The organism is Sphingobacterium cavernae (assembly GCF_008520265.1).
Classification (GTDB): domain Bacteria; phylum Bacteroidota; class Bacteroidia; order Sphingobacteriales; family Sphingobacteriaceae; genus Sphingobacterium; species Sphingobacterium cavernae.
In genome coordinates this window covers 1-22,614 of record NZ_VIQM01000066.1, presented here as the reverse complement: position 1 = coordinate 22,614, position 22,614 = coordinate 1, and the positions used below count along the sequence as shown (strand labels likewise).

General features: G+C 43.1%; 23 protein-coding genes, 1 tRNA gene and 1 pseudogene. 16 read left to right on the top strand and 9 right to left on the bottom strand.

Features of this window, described 5'->3' with window-relative positions:
• The 6 genes and pseudogenes from FLS47_RS13345 to tnpC form a co-directional block, all read right to left on the bottom strand.
• A partial coding sequence (locus tag FLS47_RS13345) for an ISAon1 family transposase N-terminal region protein (protein ID WP_449441409.1) occupies window positions 1–312 on the bottom strand: 312 nt, incomplete at its 3' end.
• Between the two features lie 40 nt (window positions 313–352).
• On the bottom strand, window positions 353–640 hold the full coding sequence (locus tag FLS47_RS13340; protein ID WP_149914866.1) for an IS3 family transposase: 288 nt from the start codon (window positions 638–640) through the stop codon (window positions 353–355).
• A gap of 79 nt (window positions 641–719) precedes the next feature.
• Window positions 720–911 carry an Arm DNA-binding domain-containing protein gene (locus FLS47_RS13335; protein WP_149914865.1) on the bottom strand — a complete coding sequence of 64 codons (192 nt, stop codon included), beginning with the start codon at window positions 909–911 and terminating at the stop codon, window positions 720–722.
• Between the two features lie 252 nt (window positions 912–1,163).
• Window positions 1,164–1,235, bottom strand: a tRNA-Glu gene (locus FLS47_RS13330).
• Window positions 1,236–1,322: 87 nt separating this feature from the next.
• Window positions 1,323–1,562 carry a hypothetical protein gene (locus FLS47_RS13325; RefSeq protein ID WP_149914864.1) on the bottom strand — a complete coding sequence of 80 codons (240 nt, stop codon included), beginning with the start codon at window positions 1,560–1,562 and terminating at the stop codon, window positions 1,323–1,325.
• A 35-nt stretch (window positions 1,563–1,597) separates the two neighbouring features.
• Window positions 1,598–2,539, bottom strand: a pseudogene (gene tnpC, locus FLS47_RS13320) (IS66 family transposase); the annotation flags it as partial.
• Window positions 2,540–2,841: 302 nt separating this feature from the next.
• Here tnpC and FLS47_RS13315 point away from each other — a divergent pair.
• Together FLS47_RS13315 and FLS47_RS13310 are read left to right on the top strand one after the other, a co-directional pair.
• Window positions 2,842–3,201, top strand: coding sequence for a plastocyanin/azurin family copper-binding protein (locus FLS47_RS13315; protein ID WP_188347433.1), 360 nt, complete (start codon window positions 2,842–2,844; stop codon window positions 3,199–3,201).
• 134 nt (window positions 3,202–3,335) lie between these two features.
• The gene (locus FLS47_RS13310; RefSeq protein ID WP_149914862.1) at window positions 3,336–4,625 is read left to right on the top strand and encodes a chloride channel protein; all 1,290 of its coding nucleotides are present in this window, start codon (window positions 3,336–3,338) and stop codon (window positions 4,623–4,625) included.
• On the opposite strand, the gene FLS47_RS13305 is transcribed toward FLS47_RS13310, so the two are convergent.
• Both FLS47_RS13305 and cobA read right to left on the bottom strand, forming a co-directional pair.
• On the bottom strand, window positions 4,580–5,194 hold the full coding sequence (locus FLS47_RS13305; RefSeq protein ID WP_149914861.1) for a precorrin-2 dehydrogenase/sirohydrochlorin ferrochelatase family protein: 615 nt from the start codon (window positions 5,192–5,194) through the stop codon (window positions 4,580–4,582). The genes FLS47_RS13310 and FLS47_RS13305 overlap by 46 nt on opposite strands.
• A 12-nt stretch (window positions 5,195–5,206) precedes the next feature.
• A complete protein-coding gene (cobA, locus tag FLS47_RS13300; protein WP_149914860.1) occupies window positions 5,207–5,974 on the bottom strand; it encodes a uroporphyrinogen-III C-methyltransferase in 768 nt (255 codons plus the stop codon).
• A gap of 136 nt (window positions 5,975–6,110) precedes the next feature.
• Between cobA and nirB the strand changes: the two genes are divergently transcribed.
• The 14 genes from nirB to mobA are packed head-to-tail and all read left to right on the top strand — an operon-like array spanning window position 6,111 to window position 21,696.
• Window positions 6,111–8,630 carry a nitrite reductase large subunit NirB gene (nirB, locus tag FLS47_RS13295; RefSeq protein ID WP_149914859.1) on the top strand — a complete coding sequence of 840 codons (2,520 nt, stop codon included), beginning with the start codon at window positions 6,111–6,113 and terminating at the stop codon, window positions 8,628–8,630.
• 33 nt (window positions 8,631–8,663) lie between these two features.
• Entirely contained in the window at window positions 8,664–9,011 is a 348-nt protein-coding gene (gene nirD, locus FLS47_RS13290) for a nitrite reductase small subunit NirD (RefSeq protein ID WP_149914858.1), read from the top strand.
• A 27-nt stretch (window positions 9,012–9,038) separates the two neighbouring features.
• Window positions 9,039–9,428 carry a hypothetical protein gene (locus FLS47_RS13285; protein WP_223225277.1) on the top strand — a complete coding sequence of 130 codons (390 nt, stop codon included), beginning with the start codon at window positions 9,039–9,041 and terminating at the stop codon, window positions 9,426–9,428.
• A gap of 13 nt (window positions 9,429–9,441) precedes the next feature.
• Window positions 9,442–10,200, top strand: a complete 759-nt coding sequence (locus FLS47_RS13280) for a HesA/MoeB/ThiF family protein (protein ID WP_149914857.1) — start codon at window positions 9,442–9,444, stop codon at window positions 10,198–10,200.
• The gene (moaCB, locus tag FLS47_RS13275; protein WP_149914856.1) at window positions 10,188–11,135 is read left to right on the top strand and encodes a bifunctional molybdenum cofactor biosynthesis protein MoaC/MoaB; all 948 of its coding nucleotides are present in this window, start codon (window positions 10,188–10,190) and stop codon (window positions 11,133–11,135) included. Before FLS47_RS13280 ends, moaCB begins: the two co-directional genes overlap by 13 nt.
• Window position 11,136: 1 nt before the next feature.
• Window positions 11,137–12,345: a molybdopterin molybdotransferase MoeA gene (locus FLS47_RS13270; RefSeq protein ID WP_149914855.1), complete on the top strand. Its 1,209-nt coding sequence runs from the start codon at window positions 11,137–11,139 to the stop codon at window positions 12,343–12,345.
• A 13-nt stretch (window positions 12,346–12,358) separates the two neighbouring features.
• The gene (locus FLS47_RS13265) at window positions 12,359–13,681 is read left to right on the top strand and encodes an MFS transporter (RefSeq protein WP_149914854.1); all 1,323 of its coding nucleotides are present in this window, start codon (window positions 12,359–12,361) and stop codon (window positions 13,679–13,681) included.
• A 28-nt stretch (window positions 13,682–13,709) separates the two neighbouring features.
• The gene (locus FLS47_RS13260) at window positions 13,710–17,222 is read left to right on the top strand and encodes a nitrate reductase (protein ID WP_149914853.1); all 3,513 of its coding nucleotides are present in this window, start codon (window positions 13,710–13,712) and stop codon (window positions 17,220–17,222) included.
• A complete protein-coding gene (locus tag FLS47_RS13255; RefSeq protein WP_149914852.1) occupies window positions 17,215–18,711 on the top strand; it encodes a rubredoxin in 1,497 nt (498 codons plus the stop codon). The genes FLS47_RS13260 and FLS47_RS13255 overlap by 8 nt, the downstream gene beginning before the upstream one ends.
• A gap of 1 nt (window position 18,712) precedes the next feature.
• Window positions 18,713–19,441 (top strand): sulfite exporter TauE/SafE family protein, encoded by a 729-nt coding sequence (locus FLS47_RS13250; RefSeq protein WP_149914851.1) that lies wholly within the window; start codon window positions 18,713–18,715, stop codon window positions 19,439–19,441.
• On the top strand, window positions 19,441–20,391 hold the full coding sequence (gene moaA, locus FLS47_RS13245; protein ID WP_149914850.1) for a GTP 3',8-cyclase MoaA: 951 nt from the start codon (window positions 19,441–19,443) through the stop codon (window positions 20,389–20,391). Before FLS47_RS13250 ends, moaA begins: the two co-directional genes overlap by 1 nt.
• A gap of 2 nt (window positions 20,392–20,393) precedes the next feature.
• A complete protein-coding gene (locus FLS47_RS13240) occupies window positions 20,394–20,630 on the top strand; it encodes a MoaD/ThiS family protein (RefSeq protein WP_149914849.1) in 237 nt (78 codons plus the stop codon).
• Window positions 20,631–20,665: 35 nt separating this feature from the next.
• On the top strand, window positions 20,666–21,082 hold the full coding sequence (locus tag FLS47_RS13235; protein ID WP_262713880.1) for a molybdenum cofactor biosynthesis protein MoaE: 417 nt from the start codon (window positions 20,666–20,668) through the stop codon (window positions 21,080–21,082).
• Between the two features lie 2 nt (window positions 21,083–21,084).
• Window positions 21,085–21,696, top strand: a complete 612-nt coding sequence (mobA, locus tag FLS47_RS13230) for a molybdenum cofactor guanylyltransferase (RefSeq protein WP_149914847.1) — start codon at window positions 21,085–21,087, stop codon at window positions 21,694–21,696.
• Between the two features lie 40 nt (window positions 21,697–21,736).
• On the opposite strand, the gene FLS47_RS13225 is transcribed toward mobA, so the two are convergent.
• Entirely contained in the window at window positions 21,737–22,375 is a 639-nt protein-coding gene (locus FLS47_RS13225) for a Crp/Fnr family transcriptional regulator (protein ID WP_223225276.1), read from the bottom strand.
• Window positions 22,376–22,614 lie beyond the last annotated feature (239 nt).

Here is a 22,614-nt window from a genome sequence, read left to right as displayed (position 1 = left end):
GACACGCGTTCCTTTTGCTACTAAATTCCAATCCCTATAAACTACCTTACCAGTATCTTGATTGAGCCATCTTCGACGTTTAACATGTAAATAAACTTGCTGACCACGAATAGGAAAATCTTGTAAAGTAACGGGATCAAAAAAACCTTTGGATAATAAGCTATTGGTTTTGAATTCTTCAGGAATAACATTCATCTCCTCTAAAAATATATCCAAGCGACATTCGCCTTTTGAATAATGGGTCATTTCAAAATAATCGGAAACCCCTTCTGGAATAATGAGAGGCATTAAAGCTTTAAATGAATCGTGCATCTGAATAATATAACTAGGCAAATATCCGATTATTTTTCATCTACTCCACAACTTTTGTACATGATCCGGCTTCTGTCACAAAGACAATCCTAGTGCGTATGTAGGTCAGATCACTTACCCATTTTTGAGACACATCTGTAGCTGTAAAATCGCGATTCAAAAGATTCGGCGCTATTTGATAACTGTGACTGGAATCTGTTGTGACTTTGAATTTTTTACGTGTTTTACTTTTGATATTCAATCTCTTCATTATTCTAGCTATGTAAGAACGTGATACATTATGATTTTTCTCCTTCAGCTTTTTAGCTATACGAGGACTTCCATAAATTTATTCCTTTTTTCAAATTCATCTTGAATCAACTGGATCAATTTTTTGCTTTTCGCTTCACGGAGACTGCTCTTTTTAGTCAACCACTTGTAAAAACCACTGCTACGGCACGACCGGCACGTCCGTTCCACCGCTCGGGTTCGACAGTTCTCCCCGTGGACATCTCGGCACGCTTTCCGTCGACCGTGAAACGCGTGTAGATGGCGATGGGGACACCTTTGTAGGCTTTTTGCTTGCGCAGGTAAAAAAGCAGGTTGTAATTACCTCTCATGATAACAAGTGTTAAAAAGTTAAACAAAAGTAAGGAAGTATACACCTGACGTCAAGATGTTCAGTTGTTGAACACATTGTTTATCAAAAGGTTATATACAATTCGGCGCGTAGTGCTTTCGCCTAGAGGTACGCACCGAATTACGCTCATTTTTATCTCGAATTGGTGCATATTTTGGTGTTATGACCGCAACAAAAAACCCTGCAAATGTTTGATTTGCAGGGTTTTAGCATCTTTTGATATCTTAAAAAGTAGCCCGTAGGGGAATCGAACCCCTGTTTCCAGAATGAAAATCTGGCGTCCTAACCCCTAGACGAACGGGCCATCATTTCTGAAGTGCTGCAAATATAGAGGTTTATTATTTCAACTACAAATTTTTTGTAAAAAATAAGTGGATTGTTTTTTTTTTTTTTACTTGTTTAATTTATTGTAGCTTGGATTTTCAATCATCCAATCTTTGATTTCCAACGGAGTTTTAAGCCGTTCTATTTCCTGATTTTCTTTATTCAACAATGAAGTCAGATCGGCAAATTTTGCTGAAGTTGTTATGACTTCTTCTATTGAAAAACGATCAATAATGAAATTTGTAAAGTTCTTAATCCCCAGTTTCAAATGTTTGAAATCATCTGACTTGGTATCTCTTTCTGTCAATGTATAGCGTATCCGTCCTACGAAGTACGTGTTGATTATTGAATAATATTTTTATAGTTCTGGGGGTATAGCTCCTTAATGTTTTTATAGTTTATGGTCATTATGTTCTGGAGAGTATATTTCAGCCATTGAAATGGGTTGACATCATGTTTCTTACATATGGCAAAAAATGAATAAATCATAGCTGTTCGTTGTGCCGCTTCATGGCTTCCCGCAAAGAGATAATTTTTTCTTCCCATGGGTACACATCTCAATTCATTTTCGCAAAGATTATTATCAATTTGTAGATTTCCATCGTATAAATAAGCTGACAAAGCATCCCACCTAGAATAGGTATATGCCATCGCTTTACCGATTGAACTTTTAGGTAGTGTGTTTTTTATTTCCTCGAATATCCATTTTCCCATCTTATTTATTAGTGGGAGAGCCTCTTGAAGTCGCAGTTTTTTAATTTGATCAGCCGCTAACTGTTCTTCTCTAGCTGTGCGTTCGATAGCATATAACTTTTGGATTATTAGTAAGGCTTTTTCTGCTCTAGGCTTATCATTATCCAACGATCTTTCATAGTAGCGCCTAGCATGGGCCCAACATGCCAGGTGTTTTACTTCATTCTTTTTGGCAAACTTTTCGTACACCTGATATCCATCCGATTGAAGATATCCCTTAAAATTTCCTAACATCGGCATAGCGGCAATGCCCCCGCGACTAGGATTGTAATCAAATAAGACGGTTTTATCCAATGGGTCATGATATACCCAATAGTAACCGGTATGTGTAGCACCCTTTTTCTCGCTATCTAATACTTTTATAACTGTCTCATCCACCTGAAGGTAATCCTTTGTTTTGGTGTCAAATACCAACTGCTCATATAGTGGTTCCAGTTTTTGCAGCGCTTGTTTGGTCCAACCTTCGATTGTTGAAGAAGGGATCTGTATGTTTTCCCTTGCAAAGCGTTTTTTTTGACGATAGAGCGGTAGTCGAGTAGATAAGGGGAATTTCACCCCAAATCTCTCACAAAACCGTACGTGAAGCTCTCACTTCATACGGCTTTTCTTATTCAGTCGTCTCAAATTGTTTTCAGCGGCCGTATACCAAATCGCCAGTGCGCAAACAGATTGGGATTGGCTTTTGCAAACCTGCCCAACCATTGTCTTGCTCTAGCTTTTCGACCACGAAAACCTTTGTATTTCTTTGTCACCCAGAGAACCAGACGCATATTAAAGCGCTCAAGTAAGCCGAACCAACGACGACCTCGACAGAAGCTGCATCAGATGCTGTAGTGATCGAAAGTGATGACCAAATGAAGTTTAATAAAAGCGAAATTAAAGTAAAAGCTGGTGAAAATGTGACCATTACATTGAAGTGTGTTGGCAAAACGGCCAAAGAAGTAATGGGGCATAATTTAGTGATATTAAAACCTGGAACCGATATTCCAGCTTTTGGTGTAGAAGCTAATAAAGCAAAAGATACAGATTACATTCCTGCATCATTAGCATCTTCGGTTATTGGCTACAGCAAAGTTATAGGTGGGGGAGAGCAAGATTCATTTGAGGTTACCTTAGAAGCAGGTAAATATGATTTTGTTTGCTCATTTCCAGGACACTTAGCTATTATGAAAGGTGTAATTATTGCAGAATAATTGATGTTGTTTTTGAGGATTGGTGCGGCAGCTTTGGGAGTTGTCGCATCTTTTTTGTCTATAAGTAAAGCTGTTGTAATAAATTGACACTGCCAAACGTGCAATTAAGTATCTTTGCAAAAAATAAAGAAGTGATGAACCTACGAAAAAAAGTTGTCTCTGGGAGTTATTTACGCTTACTGGTAGTATCTATATGTGTTAGTCTGTGTTGCTGTTTATTGAGTTTTTCGCTTAAACATCTTACTGAGCAAGCCGAAGAATTCATCTTCCAATATGTGGATTCTTTTAATTCAATCTTGTTGATTGTATTACCTAGTTTTGGCATCACGATTATCTATTTTTTACGTAAATTTCTGTTTAAGAATAGGAAGAACAAAGGGATTGCAGAAATTTACAATACATTGGATAAGCGAAAAGATCACTTACCGTTTTTTAAGATTCCTTCACATTTTATCAATGGCTTTTTGACGGTCATATTTGGTGGATCTACAGGTGTTGAAGTTTCAACGGTTGTCGCAACTGCTACTATCGGTAATGAATCGTATAAAAGGGGATTTTCTGCTTTAAAATATAAGCGCGAATTGATTTGTGCAGGAGTCGCGGCTGGTGTAGCAGTTTTATTTGCAAGTCCAGTAGCAGGCCTTTTGTTTGCCATAGAAGTTATTGCCCGAAAGGTTCAAAAAACGATTTTGATTAGCTGTATTGCTTCAGCATTGTTTGCTGGGGTTTTTATCTATTTTTTTGATAGAAAACCATTCTTTGACGCTCCGGTTCAAGGCTGGCAATGGAAAGCCACACCATTCTTTTTGGTTTTGAGTTTGTTTGCTGGAGCTCTTTCTGTTTATTTTACCAGTGTTGTGATCAATATTAAAAAGCTCTTTGAGAAGATTTCCAATAATTTTATCCGAGTAAATCTTGGTGCTATTACTGTAGGATTAATGATTTTCTTTTTACCGATATTGTATGGTGATAGTTACCATGGTTTACACAATGTATTAGATCAGATACTACAACAAAAAGAGTATTCTCTCTTAACTTTGGGACTGTTTGTAATCTTGAAACCAATAGCTTCTTCACTTACTTTGGGTGCAGGTGGAGATGGAGGTGTATTTGCACCTAGTATAGTTGCAGGAGCATTTTTAGGCTTGCTGGTTGCGTATAGTGCAAACTTGTTGTTTGGTACGAATTTGCTGTTGTTCAATTTTATGATAATAGGAGCTGCTTGTACATTGGCAGGATCTATTTTTGCACCGATGACAGCCATATTCTTGGCGTGTAGTTTGGCACCTAATGGCTATGTGTTGATCGTTCCTTTAGCATTATGTTGTTTTATAACCAAATATTTTGCTCAATGGTTGTTACCTTATAATGTTTATACTTATGAATCGTATAAAGAATCCGATTTAGCTCGGGCTGAAAGTTGATTTTCAAGAATGTTTTTGGTATGTTCATTGAGCCTTTTTACTTTTTCGTGAAAATCGCCTTGTATAGAATCTCGTAGTTGTCCCATTAGTGCTAGTGTTTCGTCAATCTCTTCAGGAATTAGCTGATCCAAAAATTCTTTTAAACGTTTTGCTATTGTAGGCGATTTTCCATTGGTAGAAATACCTATTTTGAGATTTCCTTTTTGCACAACACTGCCAAGGTAGAAATCACATAAAGAAGGTTTGTCGGCTACATTCAATAGAATATGTTTTGTTCTACATAGATATTGTATGTGGGCATTTAGCCATCTATTGTTACTGGCAACCAATACTAAATCTATTTTATCTAAGTCTCTTTCATTAAACGAGCGTTTTGAAAGATGTGTACGATTATGTTTGTTTACAAGTATCTCGACTTCGAGGCATACTTTTTCGGCTACGATGTGAACATTCGCTTCGGGCGAATTTTTTAGTATAGCCTGAAGTTTTTCTAAGCCGATTGACCCAGCTCCGACTAATAGCACTTGTATTTTATCCAGTTTGACGTATATCGGAAATAAGGTGTTCATAGACTTGTGTTTTCAGACCACGATTCTATTATCTTGTAATATGCTGCTGTAGATGTTGTTTTGCAAGTTTACAACGTGTCCAATAACAATAATAGCAGGGTGTGCCATTTCATGTTGCTGACTTGTTTTTTGTAAATCTTTAACCGAGCAAGTCACTATTTTTTGATTGGGACGAGTTGCGTGTTGTATTATAGCTGCAGGAGTGTCACCTTTGCCATGTAATACATATGTACGCGCTATCTCCGTTAGTTTTCGCATACCCATATAGATAATGACCGTTGAGTTACTTTGTGCCGCAAGCGTGAGGTCTGCCGCCATTTCTCCGTTACTTTTCATTCCAGTCAAAGCCCATACACCTTCACTTATGCCACGATGTGTCAAGGGAATATCATTTACGCCTGTACCTTGCATGCTGCTGATTCCGGGTATGTATTCTACTGCGATCCCTAGGGTCTTTGCATACAACCATTCTTCAAAACCTCGTCCGAAAATATAAGGATCACCTCCTTTTAATCTGACCACATTAGAAAATCGGTTGCAATAATAACTTATTAGTGTATTAATATCGTCTTGTGGAACATATTCACCATAAGGATGCTTACCTACATAGACTTTTTTACAATCTTCTGGACATAAATCGAGTATTTCTTGACTAACAAGGTTGTCAAATAATACAATTTCTGATTTTTTTAACACATTGTAGGCTTTTATTGTTAAAAAATCTGGATTTCCAGGTCCTGATCCAATAATAAATAATGTTTTTTTGATTTCTGTAATCATTTTCACAACTTTTTCATAACTTTTTTATCAAATTTATGATTTATTTATGATATAAATCATAAAATATTTGAATTTATATGGATTTTTTATCTAAATTAGCTGATGTAAGTTGTATTTTATTATAAAAATTGAATTTATGGGAGATAAAATAATAGTTGTGATCGGTAATGGGATGGTCGGTCATAAGTTTTGTGAGAAATTGCTAGCAAAAACAGATGTATTTAAGTTGATTGTGTTTGGTGAAGAGTCGATTCGTGCTTATGATCGCGTTCATTTGACAGATTATTTTAAAAAATCTGGAGTTAACGATCTTTATTTGTCAGATTTGACCTGGTATCATGAAAATAATATAGATCTGCACCTGAATGATCCCATAATTGCTATAGATACAGCACAGAAATCTGTTCAATCAAAACATGGCATACGAGTTTCATATGATTTCATTGTTTTTGCCACAGGATCTGCTGCATTTGTTCCTCCGATACCAGGTATAGATAAAGAGGGCGTGTTCTTGTATAGGACTATTGAAGATCTAGATCGCATTAAAGAATATGCCGTACATGCACGCAAAGGAGCGGTGATTGGCGGAGGTCTTTTGGGATTGGAAGCTGCCAAAGCACTGGTCGATCTACAGATTAAAGAAACTGCTGTAGTTGAATTCGCAGCACGACTCATGCCAAGACAGATTGATGATGCCGCAAGTGCAACATTGCAAAATAAACTACATTCATTAGGACTTAATTGTCTACTACATAAATCGACTACCCAAATATTGGGAGATACCAAGGTTGCGGGTTTAGCATTTTCTGACGAAACATCTGTAGAGGCAGATATATTAATCATTTCTGCAGGAATCAAGCCTCGTGATGAACTAGCCAAAGTGGTCGGTCTGGCTACTGGACATCGTGGAGGTATCGTGGTAGACGAAAATATGCGTACTTCCGACCCTAGTATATTTGCTGTTGGTGAGTGTGCATTATATAATGAGATGATCTATGGTCTCGTAGCACCAGGTTACGAAATGGCAGAAATTGCAGCATCCACAATTTTAGGCGAACAGAAATCTTTTTGCGGTTTTGATATGAGTACTAAACTCAAATTGATGGGTGTCGATGTAGCTAGCTTTGGAGACCCTTTTATTTGCGAACCAGATGCACGAACTATCCATATTGAAGACAAGAACAAAGGAATCTACAAAAGACTCAACATTAGCTCGGATGGCAAAAGATTATTGGGAGGCATCTTGGTAGGTGAAGCGAGCAGTTACAATATGCTTTTGCAGACGGTTAATAACAATATGCCGATTCCGGAGCATCCAGAATTATTACTTTTTCATGAAAAGGCAAGTAGTCAACCTGTCGGATCGGGACTAGATACCCTGCCAGACAATGCATTAATATGCAGTTGTGAAGGGGTGACCAAAGCTCAGATTTGTGATGCTGTAATCCAACAAGGTTGTGAAAATGCAGATGGGGTAAAGAAATGTACAAAAGCAGGCTCTGGTTGTGGAGGGTGTATTCCGATGGTAAAAGACCTCGTAACCTACACCATGAAGCAGCAAGGGAAATATATTCGCAATACTATCTGTGAACATTTTGACTATAGCAGGCAAGAGTTGTTTGATCTGATGAAGATACATGAACTGCATACTTACGACGAGGTTTTGGACAACTTGGGCAAGGGGCATGGATGCGAGGTATGTAAACCGTTAGTTTCTTCGCTACTTGCAAGTCTTTGGAATGAAATGATCTTGGGCAAAGGAAATGATGTTGCGCAGGATAGTAATGACCGTTTTTTGGCCAATATCCAACGTGGCGGAACGTACTCTGTTGTTCCTCGTATCCCAGGCGGGGAAATCCGTCCAGAGAAGCTCATCGTTATTGGAGAAGTAGCGAAGAAATACAATTTATATACTAAAATAACGGGAGGTCAACGTATCGATATGTTTGGTGCGCATGTAAATGATCTTCCTTCTATTTGGGAAGAACTTATTGCAGCTGGATTTGAAAGTGGACATGCTTATGGAAAAGCCCTACGTACTGTCAAAAGTTGCGTAGGAAGCACATGGTGCCGTTTTGGATTGCATGACAGTGTTTCTTTTGCGATCAAGATTGAAGAGCGGTATCGTGGAGTTCGTGCACCGCACAAATTTAAGTCGGCAGTCAGCGGTTGTATTCGAGAATGCGCCGAAGCTCAAAGTAAGGATTTCGGTATTATCGCTACTGAAAAAGGTTGGAATCTTTATGTATGTGGCAATGGAGGCAGTAAACCTCAACATGCTTTGCTTTTAGCAAGTGATATTGATAGCAATACTTGTATTCAGTACTTAGACCGGTTTTTGATGTTTTACATCCGTACGGCAGACCCACTGACACGTACTGCGACATGGTTAAACAAGATGGATGGAGGTATTGATTACCTACGCAATGTTGTTGTTAATGATAGTCTTGGCATGGCAGAATCATGGGAAAAAGAGATGCAGGCCTTAGTCGACGCCTATCAATGTGAGTGGAAGGTCGCGGTCAATAATCCGGATATACGCAAGCGCTTTGTTCATTTTGTGAATGCACCTTCCGAGAAAGATGAAACCGTAAAATTCGAAGAAATGCGCGGGCAAAAGAAAGCGGCCGACTGGAATGCCCCAATAACATATTAATCAAATAATACGAAACTTTAATACAAGATCATTATGGAAACCTTATCAATCACTTCATGGAAATTAGCTTGTCGCGTAGAAGACACCATTGAAAACGGAGGGGTCTGTTTAAAACTAGAGGATCAGCAAGTTGCCTTGTTCTATTTCAAACGTCGTAATGAGTGGTACGCTACGCAGAACGAATGCCCCCATAAAAGACAAATGATCCTTAGTCGCGGTATGATCGGATCATTAGGCGATAAACCGAAGATCGCCTGTCCTTTCCATAAGAAAACATTCGCACTGGATACCGGCGAATGTCTCTCTGGCGATGAATGCGCCATCAAGACCTATCCGGTAAAAGTGGAAGACGGGTTCGTATATATTGCATTACAGAACTAATATATGATCACGGTAATCCATCGCAACATGAAGACAAATCGGAGCTTTTTTACGGTAGCATTTATAATGCTGACAGCAACTGTACATGCGCAAGATAAAAAAATCAGTGCACAAGCTTTTGATGGTATTATTGTAGGCGGATACGTGGACAACGGCGCCTATATCAATTGTACCGGACCTGCTGTAAAGTACACGACACAGAAATGGAATCTTATGCTAGGTTTTTTACCTTCTGTCAAAATTAAGGAAGACAAATCCGTCGTGAAGAATTCGACGTTTACGCCCACATTAGGTGTTGGCGCCACCCTAACGATTTTTAAGCATCTGGCATTACAAGTTCCCGCATTTTATCTCCCCAAAACACCTTCCATAAATGGCAAATGGACTTTAGGGGTTGGCTTGGGTTATAAACTATAATAAGAAAAGAGAAATGGATAACAGATTTTTCAGCGATCATCTTCAGCTGTCATTTATTGGCAAAAAAGGTATTGACAAATTAAAAGGCACCCGCGTTCTGGTGGTTGGTGCAGGTGGTCTGGGCTGCCCTGTGGTTTCCGCATTGGCCTCCAGCGGTATCGGATGTATTGGCATATTTGACGGCGATAAGGTTGAGCTCAAAAATCTGGCACGCCAATACCTTTATACCCCAGCGCAGGTTGGAGAACTGAAAACTACGGCTGCTGTCGCATATTTAAGTACCCGATATCAGGACACCGTCTTTAACGAATATCCGTTTTTTGCAGACGAAACCAATATTCACACAGTATTTTCTGAATATGACATCATCATCGATGCAACAGACAATTTTCCTTCCCGATTATTGATTGGTCGCACGGGTATTCAGCTCGGTATACCGATCGTCTACGGATCTATTTTTCGTTCCGAGATGCAGATCGCTGTTTTTAACTATAAAGCACAAAGCATGGCCATAGACGATGTATTCACTCTGCAATCAGCCGCCGAAGGGATGGCTTGCGAAGTTTCCGGCACCTACATCATCGGCAGTATGGTAGCAGGTATGTTGATGGCAAATGAGGTGATCAAAGTGTTATTGGATTTGCCAGACAAACTGACGGGCAAATTGCTTTTATTCGATGTACTCTCTCTTCAGAAACGAGTCATTAATTTTTCCAGGTTGCAGTCCAGTCCGACGGAGGATACTATAGAAATGAAGACATGCGAGATATAAGCCATAAAATAAATACTTTACGCACAGCTTTGGCTCAAGCAGTGATCTATATTACCGAGTCAACAGCTGTCAAAATCCAACGAGATGAACTTCCCAAAGGAAACCTGTTTGATGTTGCTCGTGCAGCAGCGTTCTTGGGAGCAAAGGCTACCCCACAGCTGTTACCTCACTGTCACCCGGTTAATATTGACGCGATGCAGGTCGATTTTGAATATATCTATCCCAGCTCCCATCCAGTTTTTTTTACCGACCCGCAGTTGCGTACCGGGATATTGATTACGGTATCTGCCAAGTCGATAGGTCGTACCGGCATAGAGATGGAGACGCTTACTGCTGCATCCATAGCAGCACTCGAGCTTTACGATATGCTGAAACCTGTCGACAATCAATTGGAGATTGGCCATATTAGCCTAGCAAATAAAACAGGCGGTAAATCTGACCATAATCGCTTTTTAGCACCCCTTGCCACCTGCGCTATTTTGGTTTGTTCGGATGCAACATCCCGTGGTGAAAGACAGGATAATAGCGGTCTTAAAATAAAAGAAATGCTCCAGGAGACCGGTGCACAGGTACTGGACTACCAGATCGTACCGGACGAAAAAAGCCTCATCCAACAAGCCGTAAAAACTTGGGCCGAACAAGATGTGCATTTTATTTTCACGACAGGAGGAACAGGATTAGGACCGCGGGATGTGACGGTGGAAGCCATTTCGGAATTATTGGACAAGACAGCCAATGGCATAGTCGAGGCTATGCGCGGCCATGGACAGCAGCGAACACCATTGGCCATGATGAGTCGCGCCGTTGCAGGCACGATCGGCCATTCGCTTGCCATCACATTACCCGGCAGCACCAACGGTGTGAAAGAGTGCTTGGAGGCAATATTGCCAGCCCTGTTTCACGCCCGAAAAATGATGATGGGAGGAGGACATTGATATGCTGACCTATTTGGAAGCCAGAGATCAGATCCGAAGCTTGGCAACGTCGCTCCCGATAGTGCATGTGCCGCTCACGCAATGTGTAGGTCAAGTATTGGCACAGCCTATTTTTGCAGATAGAGATTATCCACCATTTAATCGTGTAGCGATGGATGGAATAGCGATACGCATCGATGACTGGAATCGCGGAACACGGGAATTCCATATTCGGGACACCATTTTTGCCGGAGCGGAAACATCGACGGCAATTGGACCTGGCGAATGCTACAAGATCATGACCGGTGCGGCCTGTCCTTCGGATGTAGATACTGTTATCCGTAAAGAAGACCTCCATTATACCGCGCACGGCACGGTACTGATCCTGTGTGAATCGGTCTCCAAGGGACAACATCTTGCAAAGCAAGGCGAGGATCTTAAAAAAGATGAATTGGCGATCCCTGCACCTCGGGTTTGCGACATTTCCCTGGTCGGGGCGCTGGCCGCTTTGGGCATCCATGATGTGCCTGTCTATGAAATGCCTAGTGTAGCAATTGTCACCACGGGCGATGAGGTAGTTGATATCGATCAGCAGCCCGCACCTTTCCAGATCCGCAACAGCAATCAGTATTCACTGCAAGCTCTTTGCGCCCAATGGCACTTGCCCATAAAGTTTTGTCAACATGTCGCGGACGATTCCGGAGCATTGTCTCTTGCCTTTCAACAAGCTATGCAGGAGCAAATTATTCTGATCAACGGTGGCGTGTCTGCTGGTGATGCCGATCATGTTCCTCAAGTTTTACAAGAATTGGGCGTAGCGATCGTGTTTCACAAAGTCGCTATCAAACCGGGAAAGCCCCTCTTGGTTGGTGTCTTGCCGGAAAATCGCATCGTGTTTGCACTGCCCGGAAATCCCTTGTCATGTTTTACCACCTTCAAACTGTTTGTTGAAGAATATCTACACGGATGTTTGGGATTTACCCGTGAACGATTCCAAAAGGTCAAACTACAGACTTCCAGAACCAAAAAATCTACTCTGGATGATTTTTTCCCTGTTTTTAGGTCGCCTGACGGCAATGGATACCGATGCAAACCCAATCGCAGATCCGGAGATATAACCGCGACAGTGGGATGTGATGGTATTGGCTGGCATATCCATGACAAGCAGGTCATCTCAGAAAATGACACTATACAAGTATTATCCCTGCACCCCTTTTTTCATACAAATTAAACTAATACTAACAATGCAACAGAACCAATCACCTCTTTCAAGCCTCAACATCTTTTCGTTCAAAGGTGTTCAGATGCGCACATTCCACATCACGTGGATCACTTTCTTTTTCTGTTTCTTTGGATGGTTTGGTGTTGCTCCGCTGATGCCTATGATCCGCGATCAGCTCCAATTGAGCAAGAGCGAGGTCGGCAATATCATCATTGCCTCCGTATCGGCAACTATTATTGCGCGCCTACTGATTGGGAAGTTGTGCGATACGCTCGGCCCACGCCTTACCTACACGATTTTGCTGGTGGTGGGAGCTATTCCGATTATGCTGATCGGCCTTAGTGAGAGCTATACTTCTTTTTTACTATTCCGTTTTTGTATCGGCATTGTTGGCGCTTCTTTCGTCATCACCCAATTTCACACATCGATGATGTTTGCGCCCAATATTGTCGGCACTGCCAATGCGGTAACCGGTGGGTGGGGAAACCTCGGAGGAGGCGTTACCAATTTGGTTATGCCCTTAATTGCAGCAGGTTTTGCCGCGATGGGTTTTGTAAGCGAAGCAGATGCTTGGAGACTCGCCATGGTTGTGCCGGGCGTCATTCTCCTGATCATGGCTTTTATTTACTACCGATACACGACAGATACCCCTGCAGGGAATTTCAGCGATTTGCAGCAAAGAGATACGTCTACCTCTCCGAAAAAAAGCAAGGGATCACTCGTGGAAGCATTGCAGGATTATCGCGTATGGGTATTAACACTCGCTTATGCAGCATGCTTCGGCATTGAGATAACGGTAGATAATGTTGCTGCGATATTTTTTATAGACCGCTTTGGTACCAGCATCATTGTAGCCGGTGCCATGGCCGGCATATTCGGTGGCATGAATATTTTCGCCCGTGCATTGGGGGGCATCGTGAGTGATAAAGTTGGTAAACGATTCGGACTAAAAGGAAAAGGTACATTACTAGGACTACTTTTGGTTTTGGAAGGTCTGGGTATCGCGTTGTTTGCTGCTTCGGGTACGTTGGTCTTTGCGGTTGTTTCCATGCTGATTTTCGCCTTGTTTCTGAAGATGGCCAATGGCTGTACCTATGGGATTGTCCCTTTTATCAATAAAGACAATATTGGTGTCGTCAGTGGTATAGTAGGTGCCGGCGGAAATATCGGTGCCATGTTGGTTGGTTTTCTATTCAAGTCCGAAAACTTAACCTATGCAGGTGCCTTTCAATATATTGGTGCGGGGGTCGTGTTCATCGGTTTGCTAGTCGCACTGACTAGATTCCAGCCAAAGCCCGCCATCAAAAACAGCATAGAGACAGGCGAGCTCGACTTTCAACAATAAACATCCATTAATTTGCCTTTTTTCAGACATGAAAGAAAAAGAAGTAACAAGTACCTGTTGTTATTGCGGTGTCGGATGCGGCGTGAAAATTCGGCTGGATAAGCACGATTCCGTGACGGTTACAGGTGATGAGGAGCATCCGGTCAACCAGGGAAAATTGTGCAGCAAGGGCATGAATCTACAATACACGGTAAACGATAAATCGGATCGTCTGCTTTATCCGCAAATGCGATATCACCGCAACATGCCGATGCAACGGGTAAGTTGGGAAGACGCATTAACCCGTACAGCAGCTGTATTCCGCACGATGATAGATAAGTATGGCCCCGATTCAGTCGCGTTTTACGCATCTGGACAGTGCCTCACGGAAGAGTATTATGTCATCAATAAACTGATAAAAGGCTTTATAGGTAGCAACAACATCGACACCAATTCACGTCTATGCATGAGCAGTGCTGTCGCCGCCTACAAAATGGCCCTCGGGGAGGACTCCGTGCCTATTTGCTACGATGATATTGAACTCTCCGACTGCTTTTTGGTGGAAGGCGCCAACCCCGCCTGGTGCCACCCCATTCTTTGGCGTCGGGTAGAAGCCCACAAAGCAAACTACCCACAGACTAAAATCATTTTGGTCGATCCTCGAAAAACAGATACAGCAGCCATTGCGGACCTGCACCTACAAATTCAACCCGGTACAGATATCGTTTTGAATTATGCTATTGGCCGGCTGCTGATTGAAAATGATGATATTGATTACCAGTTTATAGCACACCATACAGAGGGATTTGAAGATTATAAAACACGTGTATTTGAGCGTACCATAACAGAGGCAGCACATATTTGCTGTATACCCGAATATGAAATCCGTCAAGCCGCAACCTATATAGGCGAATCCAAGTCCTTATTGACCATGTGGACGATGGGACTTAACCAGAGTGTGAAAGGTGTGGATAAAAATCTGTCGCTCATTAATCTCAACTTGATCACGGGAAAAATCGGCAAGCCAGGTTCCGGACCTTTCTCGTTAACCGGTCAACCAAATGCTATGGGAGGCCGGGAAGTCGGCGGTCTGGCTAATTTATTGCCTGCACACCGTGATCTGAAAAACGAAATACACCGACAGGAAGTGGCTGATTTTTGGGGAGGAACTACGCTATCCGACACACCGGGCCTCACGGCGACCGAAATGTTTGATGCGCTAGCCGACGGAAAGCTGAAAGCTGTCTGGATATTGTGTACGAATCCGTTGACCAGCCTACCAGATACACGTAAGGTAGAACAGGCACTGCAAAAGGCAAAGTTTGTCGTGGTGCAGGAAATCAGCAACAAACCGCAGACTTTGGCCTATGCCGACGTCATCTTGCCTGCTGCCGCCTGGGCCGAAAAAGAGGGGACAATGACCAATTCCGAACGTCGGATCAGTCACTTGCACAAAATCATCGAACCTCCGGGCGAAGCGCTTCCCGACGCCGAAATTATCTGTCGATTTGCCAAGAAAATGGGATTTAAAGGCTTTGACTATCCCAATACTGAAGCTATATATAAGGAACATACGAAACTCACCGCAAAGACAAATCTACATATCGAGGGTCTGGATTACGAACAGATCGATAGCCAAAAGACCGTCCAGTGGCCGTACAATAAGAGACGAAAAGCCGGAACATCTCGTTTATTTGCCGATCATGATTTCTATACCCCGTCCAGAAAAGCAATTATCCATAGCCCGGACACGGATCTCCAAAGTGAATTACCGGATACGGCCTTTCCTTTTATTCTGACCACCGGACGCATCCGTGACCAATGGCATACCATGTCCAAGACCGGTAAAGTCAGTAAGCTGAAACAGCATATCAGCGAATCTCAGCTCGAAATTCATCGCGATGATGCCGAACGTCTCGGTATAAACGACGGGCAATTGGTCGAAATCACCTCAAGACGAGGCCATGTACGTGTCAAGGCCAGTCTCAGCACCAGCATAAAGGCCGGTTGTGTCTTTCTCCCCATGCACTGGGGAAAGCTTGGCGACACCGACTTACATCGGGCAAATAACCTCACCAACCCCTTGGTGGATCCCATTTCAAAAGAGCCAGATTTTAAATTCTGCGCCGTACAGGTGCTCCCTTATCGGAAGCCATTTGAGCGCATTGTGATCGTTGGTGCCGGTGCGGGTGCTTTTGGTTTTGTCAAAGCTTTTCGGGAAATCAATACTACCGACGAGATCACCGTGGTCAGCAATGAAAATCTGCCGTTCTATAATCGGGTCATGCTGCCCCACTATGTCAGTGGCGATCAGAAGTGGTCAGAACTCGTCAAGATGCGGGATGAGGAAGAAAAAAACACGTATAATATCAAGCACGTAAGAGGGGTTACAGTGACCCGGATCGATCGCGAAAACAAATATATTGAAGACAGTAAGGGATTGAAAATACCGTATGATACGCTCATCCTCGGTACGGGCAGCCGTCCGTCTATGCCCAGAGACATCCCCTCTTTGCCAGGCATATTCAGTATCAGAAGGCGTTCGGATGCGGACAACCTCCGCAAGTTTTTACGCAAAGATGCTTCAGTTGTCATCATCGGAGGCGGACTCCTCGGTTTGGAAATGGCGGCGAGCCTACGTAAGATGGGCGTGCACATTACCGTTGTGCAGCGTGTATCACGATTCCTGAACCGACAGCTGGATGTGTTTGGTAGCCAGCTTCTTCATGAAGAGATGATAGATCAGGGGTGTGATGTCTATTATAATGATGAAGTGCAGCTCTACTATGGACGTAGCAAAGTCAATAAGGTCGAACTAAAGAGTGGTCGACAGATCAAATGCGATGCCGTCATTGTAGCCATCGGCACCACACCCAATATCGAACTGGCAAAAGACGCAGGGCTGAATTGTCAACGCGGCGTGGTGGTCAACGACAGATTGCAAACCAGTGATCCTGCCATCTATGCGATCGGCGAGATTGCCGAGTATGATGGGGTTTTGTATGGCATTTCGGCCGCGGCCGAACAGCAAGGTGCTGTAGTGGCGCGCTATCACAATGGAGATGTAGGCAGCGTATACGAGGGATCGGTCTTCATGAACATCATCAAGATACAGGGCTTTGACCTGTGCAGCATCGGGATTGTCGACTGTCCGAATGACGAGTACGAAGAAATTGTATTTATCGACAAAGCAAAGCGCTATTATAAAAAGTGCATCATCCATCAGGATCGCTTGGTCGGCACCATACTCATTGGAGACAAGAATGAGTTTCTGGAATTTAAAGATCTGATCACCAACAAAACAGAGCTTAGCGAAAAACGCCTCCAACTGTTGCGCAGCGGCAGTGTCAAAGAACCCGTTGTCGGCAAGCTGATCTGTAGCTGTAGTCAGGTCGGAGAAGGGAACTTAACCAAGCTCATCCAGTCAGGATGCACAGACCTGAAAACACTGTGCGACACCAGTGGCGCCGGAACAGGCTGCGGCTCTTGCCGTCCACAGGTGATGGCAATTTTGGATAGTTTTTTAACCGAAAAAGAAGAAATGGAGGTCACGAATGGCTAAGCAGACACAACCGGAATGGCAACACGTAAAAATCAATCTGCCCGGAGGCTATGTATCGGTGGGTGATTTTAAGGCCATACTGGAAGCGGCGCATGCGGCAGATGTAAAAACCGTTAAAATCGGTGCACGCCAACAACTGCTTTTCTCTGCCTCCCCGGCGCAAATGGAAGATATCGAATATCAGCTCTTCAATCAAGAACTGCTGTATGAAGTGAATGAAAACCATTATCCAAATATGGTTAGTTCTTATGTGGCCGACGGGCTTTACAATCAGTCACATTGGTTGAGAGAAGGAATTTATAAGGATATTTTAGCCTCCTTTGAGCATACTCCAAAACTAAAGATCAACATCGTCGATGCGAATCAGTCGTTTGTACCTTATTATACCGGCAACCTGAATTTTGTATCCTCAGGCGTAGGCAATTATTGGCATGTATATATCCGATGGCCCAAAACAAATCAAGTAAGAAGCTGGTCATCACTCATTTACTCCATGGATATTGCCGCCATTAGTAAGGAACTGGAAAGCGCCATAATGGATAACAAAGATATAGCAGAAGACGACATTGCTACGCTATGTGCGGATCTGGAATTAAAAATTAAAACGTCGGGTGCGTTTCATTGTCAACAAATCCAAGAACCGTTAACGGAATCGGATTTCCGTCTTCCCTATTATGAAGGCTTTAACCAATATGACGATAAATATTGGCTAGGCATTTACCGACCAGACGAGTGTTACACCGTTTCCTTTTTGCTGGACGTTTGCAACGTCTGCCAGACGTCTCGGGTGGGCCAGATCTATACGACGCCCTGGCGGTCACTCATTATTAAAGACATCCGACATCAAGATCGCAAAGGATGGGATATCATTCTCGACAAACATCGTATTAATTTGCGCCACGCTTCCAACGAACTAAACTGGCAAATCGAAGATTGGTGTGAACCGGCGTTGAAATTGAAGCGTTTCATCGTCCGATATTTCGATCGTTGGAATATTCGAACTTATCGGCTATGCTTTGGCATCAAGATTGGATCAAACAGCGGCATTTGGGGTTCGATTATCATCAAACAGATCAACGATGAGAATCGTGAACCATGCTTCGATGTTTTCCACACGCAAGATTTCAAGGCCAACTCCTATGACCTAATTCTCTATAAACAACGTGTCACCGAGAAATCGTTACCCGCAACCCTAAAAACACTTTGTGATTGCTTTTACGATGCTACATTACAAAACAGCCATCCGGTGTCTGAGCATCATCCCTACGATTTACCGGAGTTTTCGCATAGCGCCCCACAGCAACCCTTATTCCGTTGTCCACATTGCCTCAGTATTTACCATCCCGCTTATGGGGATGTATTAGCGGCTATAGAACCAGGCATTGCCTTCGGCGATCTACCTACAGATTATACCTGTGGTCTATGCGGCTCTCCCAAGAAAGAATTTATAGCATTTGATCAAATCAACACCACACCTTTAAAGCACTGACATGGAACTCTATTATATAGCATTCGTCCTATTTGTTGTTGGCTTCTTGTATGCCTCTGTTGGACACGGAGGTGCCAGCGGTTACATTGCTGTCTTTTCTATTTTTTCCATTCCGGTAGCGCAATACAAGCCGCTTATTCTCATGCTTAATATGCTTGTTGCCGGTACAGGGTTCTTCCAATTTCGCCGTGCCGGGCACTTCAGGTGGTCTACCTGTTGGCCATTTTTGATCACCTCTATTCCAACAGCATTTCTAGGTGCCCGGTATGCGCTTGAAGGGAAAGTCTATTTTGTGCTACTCGGTCTTGCCCTCATATTGCCTACCATCCGGCTACTCGGTATAACCCCCAAGGAGCGCCAGAAGCGTAAAACGGTAAATATACCATTGGCATTACTCATAGGCGCCATTGTCGGCCTTTTGTCGGGTATGCTCAATATCGGCGGCGGTATCTTTTTAAGCCCGTTGCTTATCTTATTGGGCTGGGCCAATGCCAAGGAGGCTGCAGCTACCTCCGCCATTTTTATAACGTTAAATTCTTTCAGTGGCTTGCTCGGCAACACCACACCGATATACATTGATCCATCATTTGCACTATGGTTCTGTGCGGCAGCTGCCGGAGGATTTACGGGCGCCTATTTCGGGAGTGCGCGTTTTCCTATGGCAACAGTACGCACCTTGCTTAGTGTAGTGCTCCTGATCGCTTGTTGTAAACTATTATTTTTCATGTAATGCGAACATTGACAGACCCTATCGGAAGATCATTCAACGTCCTACGCGTAAGCCTATTAGATAGATGCAACTTTGCGTGCACTTATTGTGTATGTGAAGATGAACTGAACACAACAACACCGAAATCTGCGGTATTGTCCAGCGATGAACTTATCGATCTCATAGGTCGTTTGCACCATCTGCTGCATCTACAGACCATACGTTTAACAGGGGGTGAGCCACTGCTATATCCCGACCTTACCAAGTTAATAAAGGGCATTCGACAATTGGGCATCCAAGATATCCGCATGACGACAAACGGCTTTTTGCTCGCGAAAAAAGTAGTTGCTCTCCAACAAGCTGGTCTTCGGTCCATCAATGTCTCGCTGGATGCATTATCCGAAAGTTCCTTCTATAAGGTAACAAAACGGACGGGGCTACAGCAGGTCGTCGAAGGCATAATAGCCGCCAAGGAAATAGGATTGGAGGTAAAAATTAACACGGTGATTATGGCCGGTGAAAACGATCAGGAAATTTTGCCTTTACTGAATTTTGCGTTCCGACATCGCATTAAAATACGCTTCTTGGAATTGATGGGCATGGGTCACCTATTTGGCGATACCGACAGTAAGTTCTTCTCCCGGCAAGCCATACTGGACAGAATAAGTAGCGTCTATGAAATCCACGAGCAGGTAAAGAAATGCGGAGACACCGCTACATATTGGCGTACGTCCTGCGGGCATAGCTTCGGAATCATTGCCAATGAGAGCCAGCCTTTTTGTGCAGACTGCAACCGCCTGCGACTAGACTGCCAGGGGAATATTTATGGCTGTTTAAGTAGCAACACGCCTATACCGCTTCGGGCGGTTAATAGTCAGCAAGGGTTGGAGGCGGGCTTACACGCCGCATTAGGGCAAAAACAAATGCGGTTTTCCGGAAGTGAAATGAGTATGTTAACAATTGGAGGATAAATATGATTACTTTGGAATTTTTTGCGGGATTGAAGGATTACTTCCCGCCCGTTATGGAGGTCCGAGAGACTCCAGAAGACATCAATTCTTTACGACGCTACCTGATTGATCAGCAATCGTTTGCCAAAACATTACTAGAGCAATGTCGGTTTGCGATAGATGATACGTTTGTCCAGGAGGATTACCCGCTTCGTCAGGGCGATCTTGTCTTAGTCATTCCACCCAGTAGCGGAGGTTAACGATGATACATCTAAGCACGGAAAAAATCGATGTAATGGCACTTTGGGAGCAGGCGCATCATCCAGCAGCAGGGGGCGTTGTATTGTTTAGTGGTGAAGTGCGGAATAACCACCAGGGAAAAGAAGTTTCACATCTTTCATACGAGGCCGCCGAGCAGATGGCCAACAAAATGATTGCTGCATTACTGGATGAAGCAAAACAACGCTGGGAGCTACAGGTTGCCATCGCCGTCCATCGGTTAGGCAAGGTTTCGGTTATGGAAACAGCAGTGGTGGTCATTACAGCGGCTGCCCATCGCGCGGAAGCCTATGCAGCCAATCAATATATCATCGATCGCATCAAACATCATGTACCCCTATGGAAATGTGAGCATTTTGTGGATGGAGGGCGCGAATGGGGAGGACATTGCTCCTGTCATGAAGAGCCGGCAGCAGAAGCCTATACTATATAATCATGGAGAATACAGGCGATATATTGTTGGGTCTGGTGCTGTGCGGAGGCAAGAGCAGCCGCATGGGGCAGGACAAAGGTCAGCTCACAAAAGATCATTCTATCTGGGCGGAGCACATGGGTCACCTACTGAGGAGTGTCGGGTTGGCAACCTATTTCTCGATCCATCCATCGCAGTTTGAGGCATACCAACACATCTTTCCTTCCGAAATATTGATTCCGGATCAGGTCGATATAAAAGGGCCTTTGGCGGGTTTGCTGAGTGCGCACCGGCTGTTTCCCAAGGCAGATATATTCGTGCTGCCTTGTGACATGATTGATATGGAAGCGCCTCTGCTGGAGCGGCTTATAGATATTCGCCGGCAGATCGTGCAGGCGGATGTCTATCTGTACATCAGGCATGGACAGGTTGAACCCCTGTGCGCAATTTATACGGCTTCGGGACTGCACAAATTATATGCGGACTACCAAAGTGGGGGCCTGACAAACTTTTCGATGAAGCGCGCGATACAGAATCTTCGCTCGGTAAAAGTCCCTGCACCCGAAAATGCGGCAGATTTCCGAAACTACAATACGCCTGAAGATATCGTCAAATGGCAGAAGGCACCTCTTTAATCTCGCATAATAAAAATTGAGTTGGCAGATGTCTCAGCTACTACAGGATCTGGCGCAATTTTTCCCGGTCGGTTATTTTGATGCTCTTATTGGACGTCTCGATGATTTGTTCGTTTTCTAGTTCCTTCATCATCCGGTAGATAGTTTCGTACGTACTCCCTATGTATGCTGCTATATCTGTTTTAGATAGTGTAATGTTGATATAACCATCTCCTTCAATTCCCATTTTTTGTTCTAATTGCAGGATGCTCCATGCCAACCTTCCTTTTACGGAAAGCTGTACCTGGTTGCTCGTCTTTTGTTCGGAAATTTGCAATTCGTCGGCATAAAATAACAGCATCTCATACGTGAAATCTGGATTTCCTTTCAATATCGTTTTGAAAAAATCAATAGGAATAAAACAGACCTCGCTGTTTTCTAATGCGGTGGCAGATATGGGGAAAAGTGTTTGCGAAGAAGATAATCCACGATGCCCTACTATATTCCCTTTTTTTGCAAAACGAACAATACTTTCTTTATCACCCCAGTGTTTATGTACTTTGATCACGCCTTCTTGAACAAAATAAATACCCTCTGCTGGCGTTCCTTCCTGGATAAATTGATCGCCTTTCTTTAATTTAATTATTTCTCTATTGGCATTAATCAATTCCTTCCATGCAGGAATTATATGTTTACACATAAAACATGTGTTCTCACAGTCTTTCTTTTTTTTTGCCATGTTTTTAAAGTGGAAGTCTTTTTGAGAAAACTTCTACCATTTTTTACAATCTATAATACAAATATATACCATTACCCGTTGTGCATTATGATTTAGGGATAAAAAAGGAGAAATAAGTTGCTCATTACGCTGATAATCAGTAAATTGTTTTAACTACAAAACGATTTAGAATGAACAACTTAAGAGCAAATTACGAAAGA

Coding starts and splice junctions, on each gene's coding strand:
- FLS47_RS13335 (WP_149914865.1), bottom strand. CDS start 911: ATGAGAGGTAATTACAACCTGCTTTTTTACCTGCGCAAGCAAAAAGCC.
- FLS47_RS13310 (WP_149914862.1), top strand. CDS start 3,336: ATGAACCTACGAAAAAAAGTTGTCTCTGGGAGTTATTTACGCTTACTG.
- FLS47_RS13305 (WP_149914861.1), bottom strand. CDS start 5,194: ATGAACACCTTATTTCCGATATACGTCAAACTGGATAAAATACAAGTG.
- cobA (WP_149914860.1), bottom strand. CDS start 5,974: ATGATTACAGAAATCAAAAAAACATTATTTATTATTGGATCAGGACCT.
- nirB (WP_149914859.1), top strand. CDS start 6,111: ATGGGAGATAAAATAATAGTTGTGATCGGTAATGGGATGGTCGGTCAT.
- nirD (WP_149914858.1), top strand. CDS start 8,664: ATGGAAACCTTATCAATCACTTCATGGAAATTAGCTTGTCGCGTAGAA.
- FLS47_RS13285 (WP_223225277.1), top strand. CDS start 9,039: ATGAAGACAAATCGGAGCTTTTTTACGGTAGCATTTATAATGCTGACA.
- FLS47_RS13280 (WP_149914857.1), top strand. CDS start 9,442: ATGGATAACAGATTTTTCAGCGATCATCTTCAGCTGTCATTTATTGGC.
- moaCB (WP_149914856.1), top strand. CDS start 10,188: ATGCGAGATATAAGCCATAAAATAAATACTTTACGCACAGCTTTGGCT.
- FLS47_RS13270 (WP_149914855.1), top strand. CDS start 11,137: ATGCTGACCTATTTGGAAGCCAGAGATCAGATCCGAAGCTTGGCAACG.
- FLS47_RS13265 (WP_149914854.1), top strand. CDS start 12,359: ATGCAACAGAACCAATCACCTCTTTCAAGCCTCAACATCTTTTCGTTC.
- FLS47_RS13260 (WP_149914853.1), top strand. CDS start 13,710: ATGAAAGAAAAAGAAGTAACAAGTACCTGTTGTTATTGCGGTGTCGGA.
- FLS47_RS13255 (WP_149914852.1), top strand. CDS start 17,215: ATGGCTAAGCAGACACAACCGGAATGGCAACACGTAAAAATCAATCTG.
- FLS47_RS13250 (WP_149914851.1), top strand. CDS start 18,713: ATGGAACTCTATTATATAGCATTCGTCCTATTTGTTGTTGGCTTCTTG.
- moaA (WP_149914850.1), top strand. CDS start 19,441: ATGCGAACATTGACAGACCCTATCGGAAGATCATTCAACGTCCTACGC.
- FLS47_RS13240 (WP_149914849.1), top strand. CDS start 20,394: ATGATTACTTTGGAATTTTTTGCGGGATTGAAGGATTACTTCCCGCCC.
- FLS47_RS13235 (WP_262713880.1), top strand. CDS start 20,666: ATGGCACTTTGGGAGCAGGCGCATCATCCAGCAGCAGGGGGCGTTGTA.
- mobA (WP_149914847.1), top strand. CDS start 21,085: ATGGAGAATACAGGCGATATATTGTTGGGTCTGGTGCTGTGCGGAGGC.
- FLS47_RS13225 (WP_223225276.1), bottom strand. CDS start 22,375: ATGTGTAAACATATAATTCCTGCATGGAAGGAATTGATTAATGCCAAT.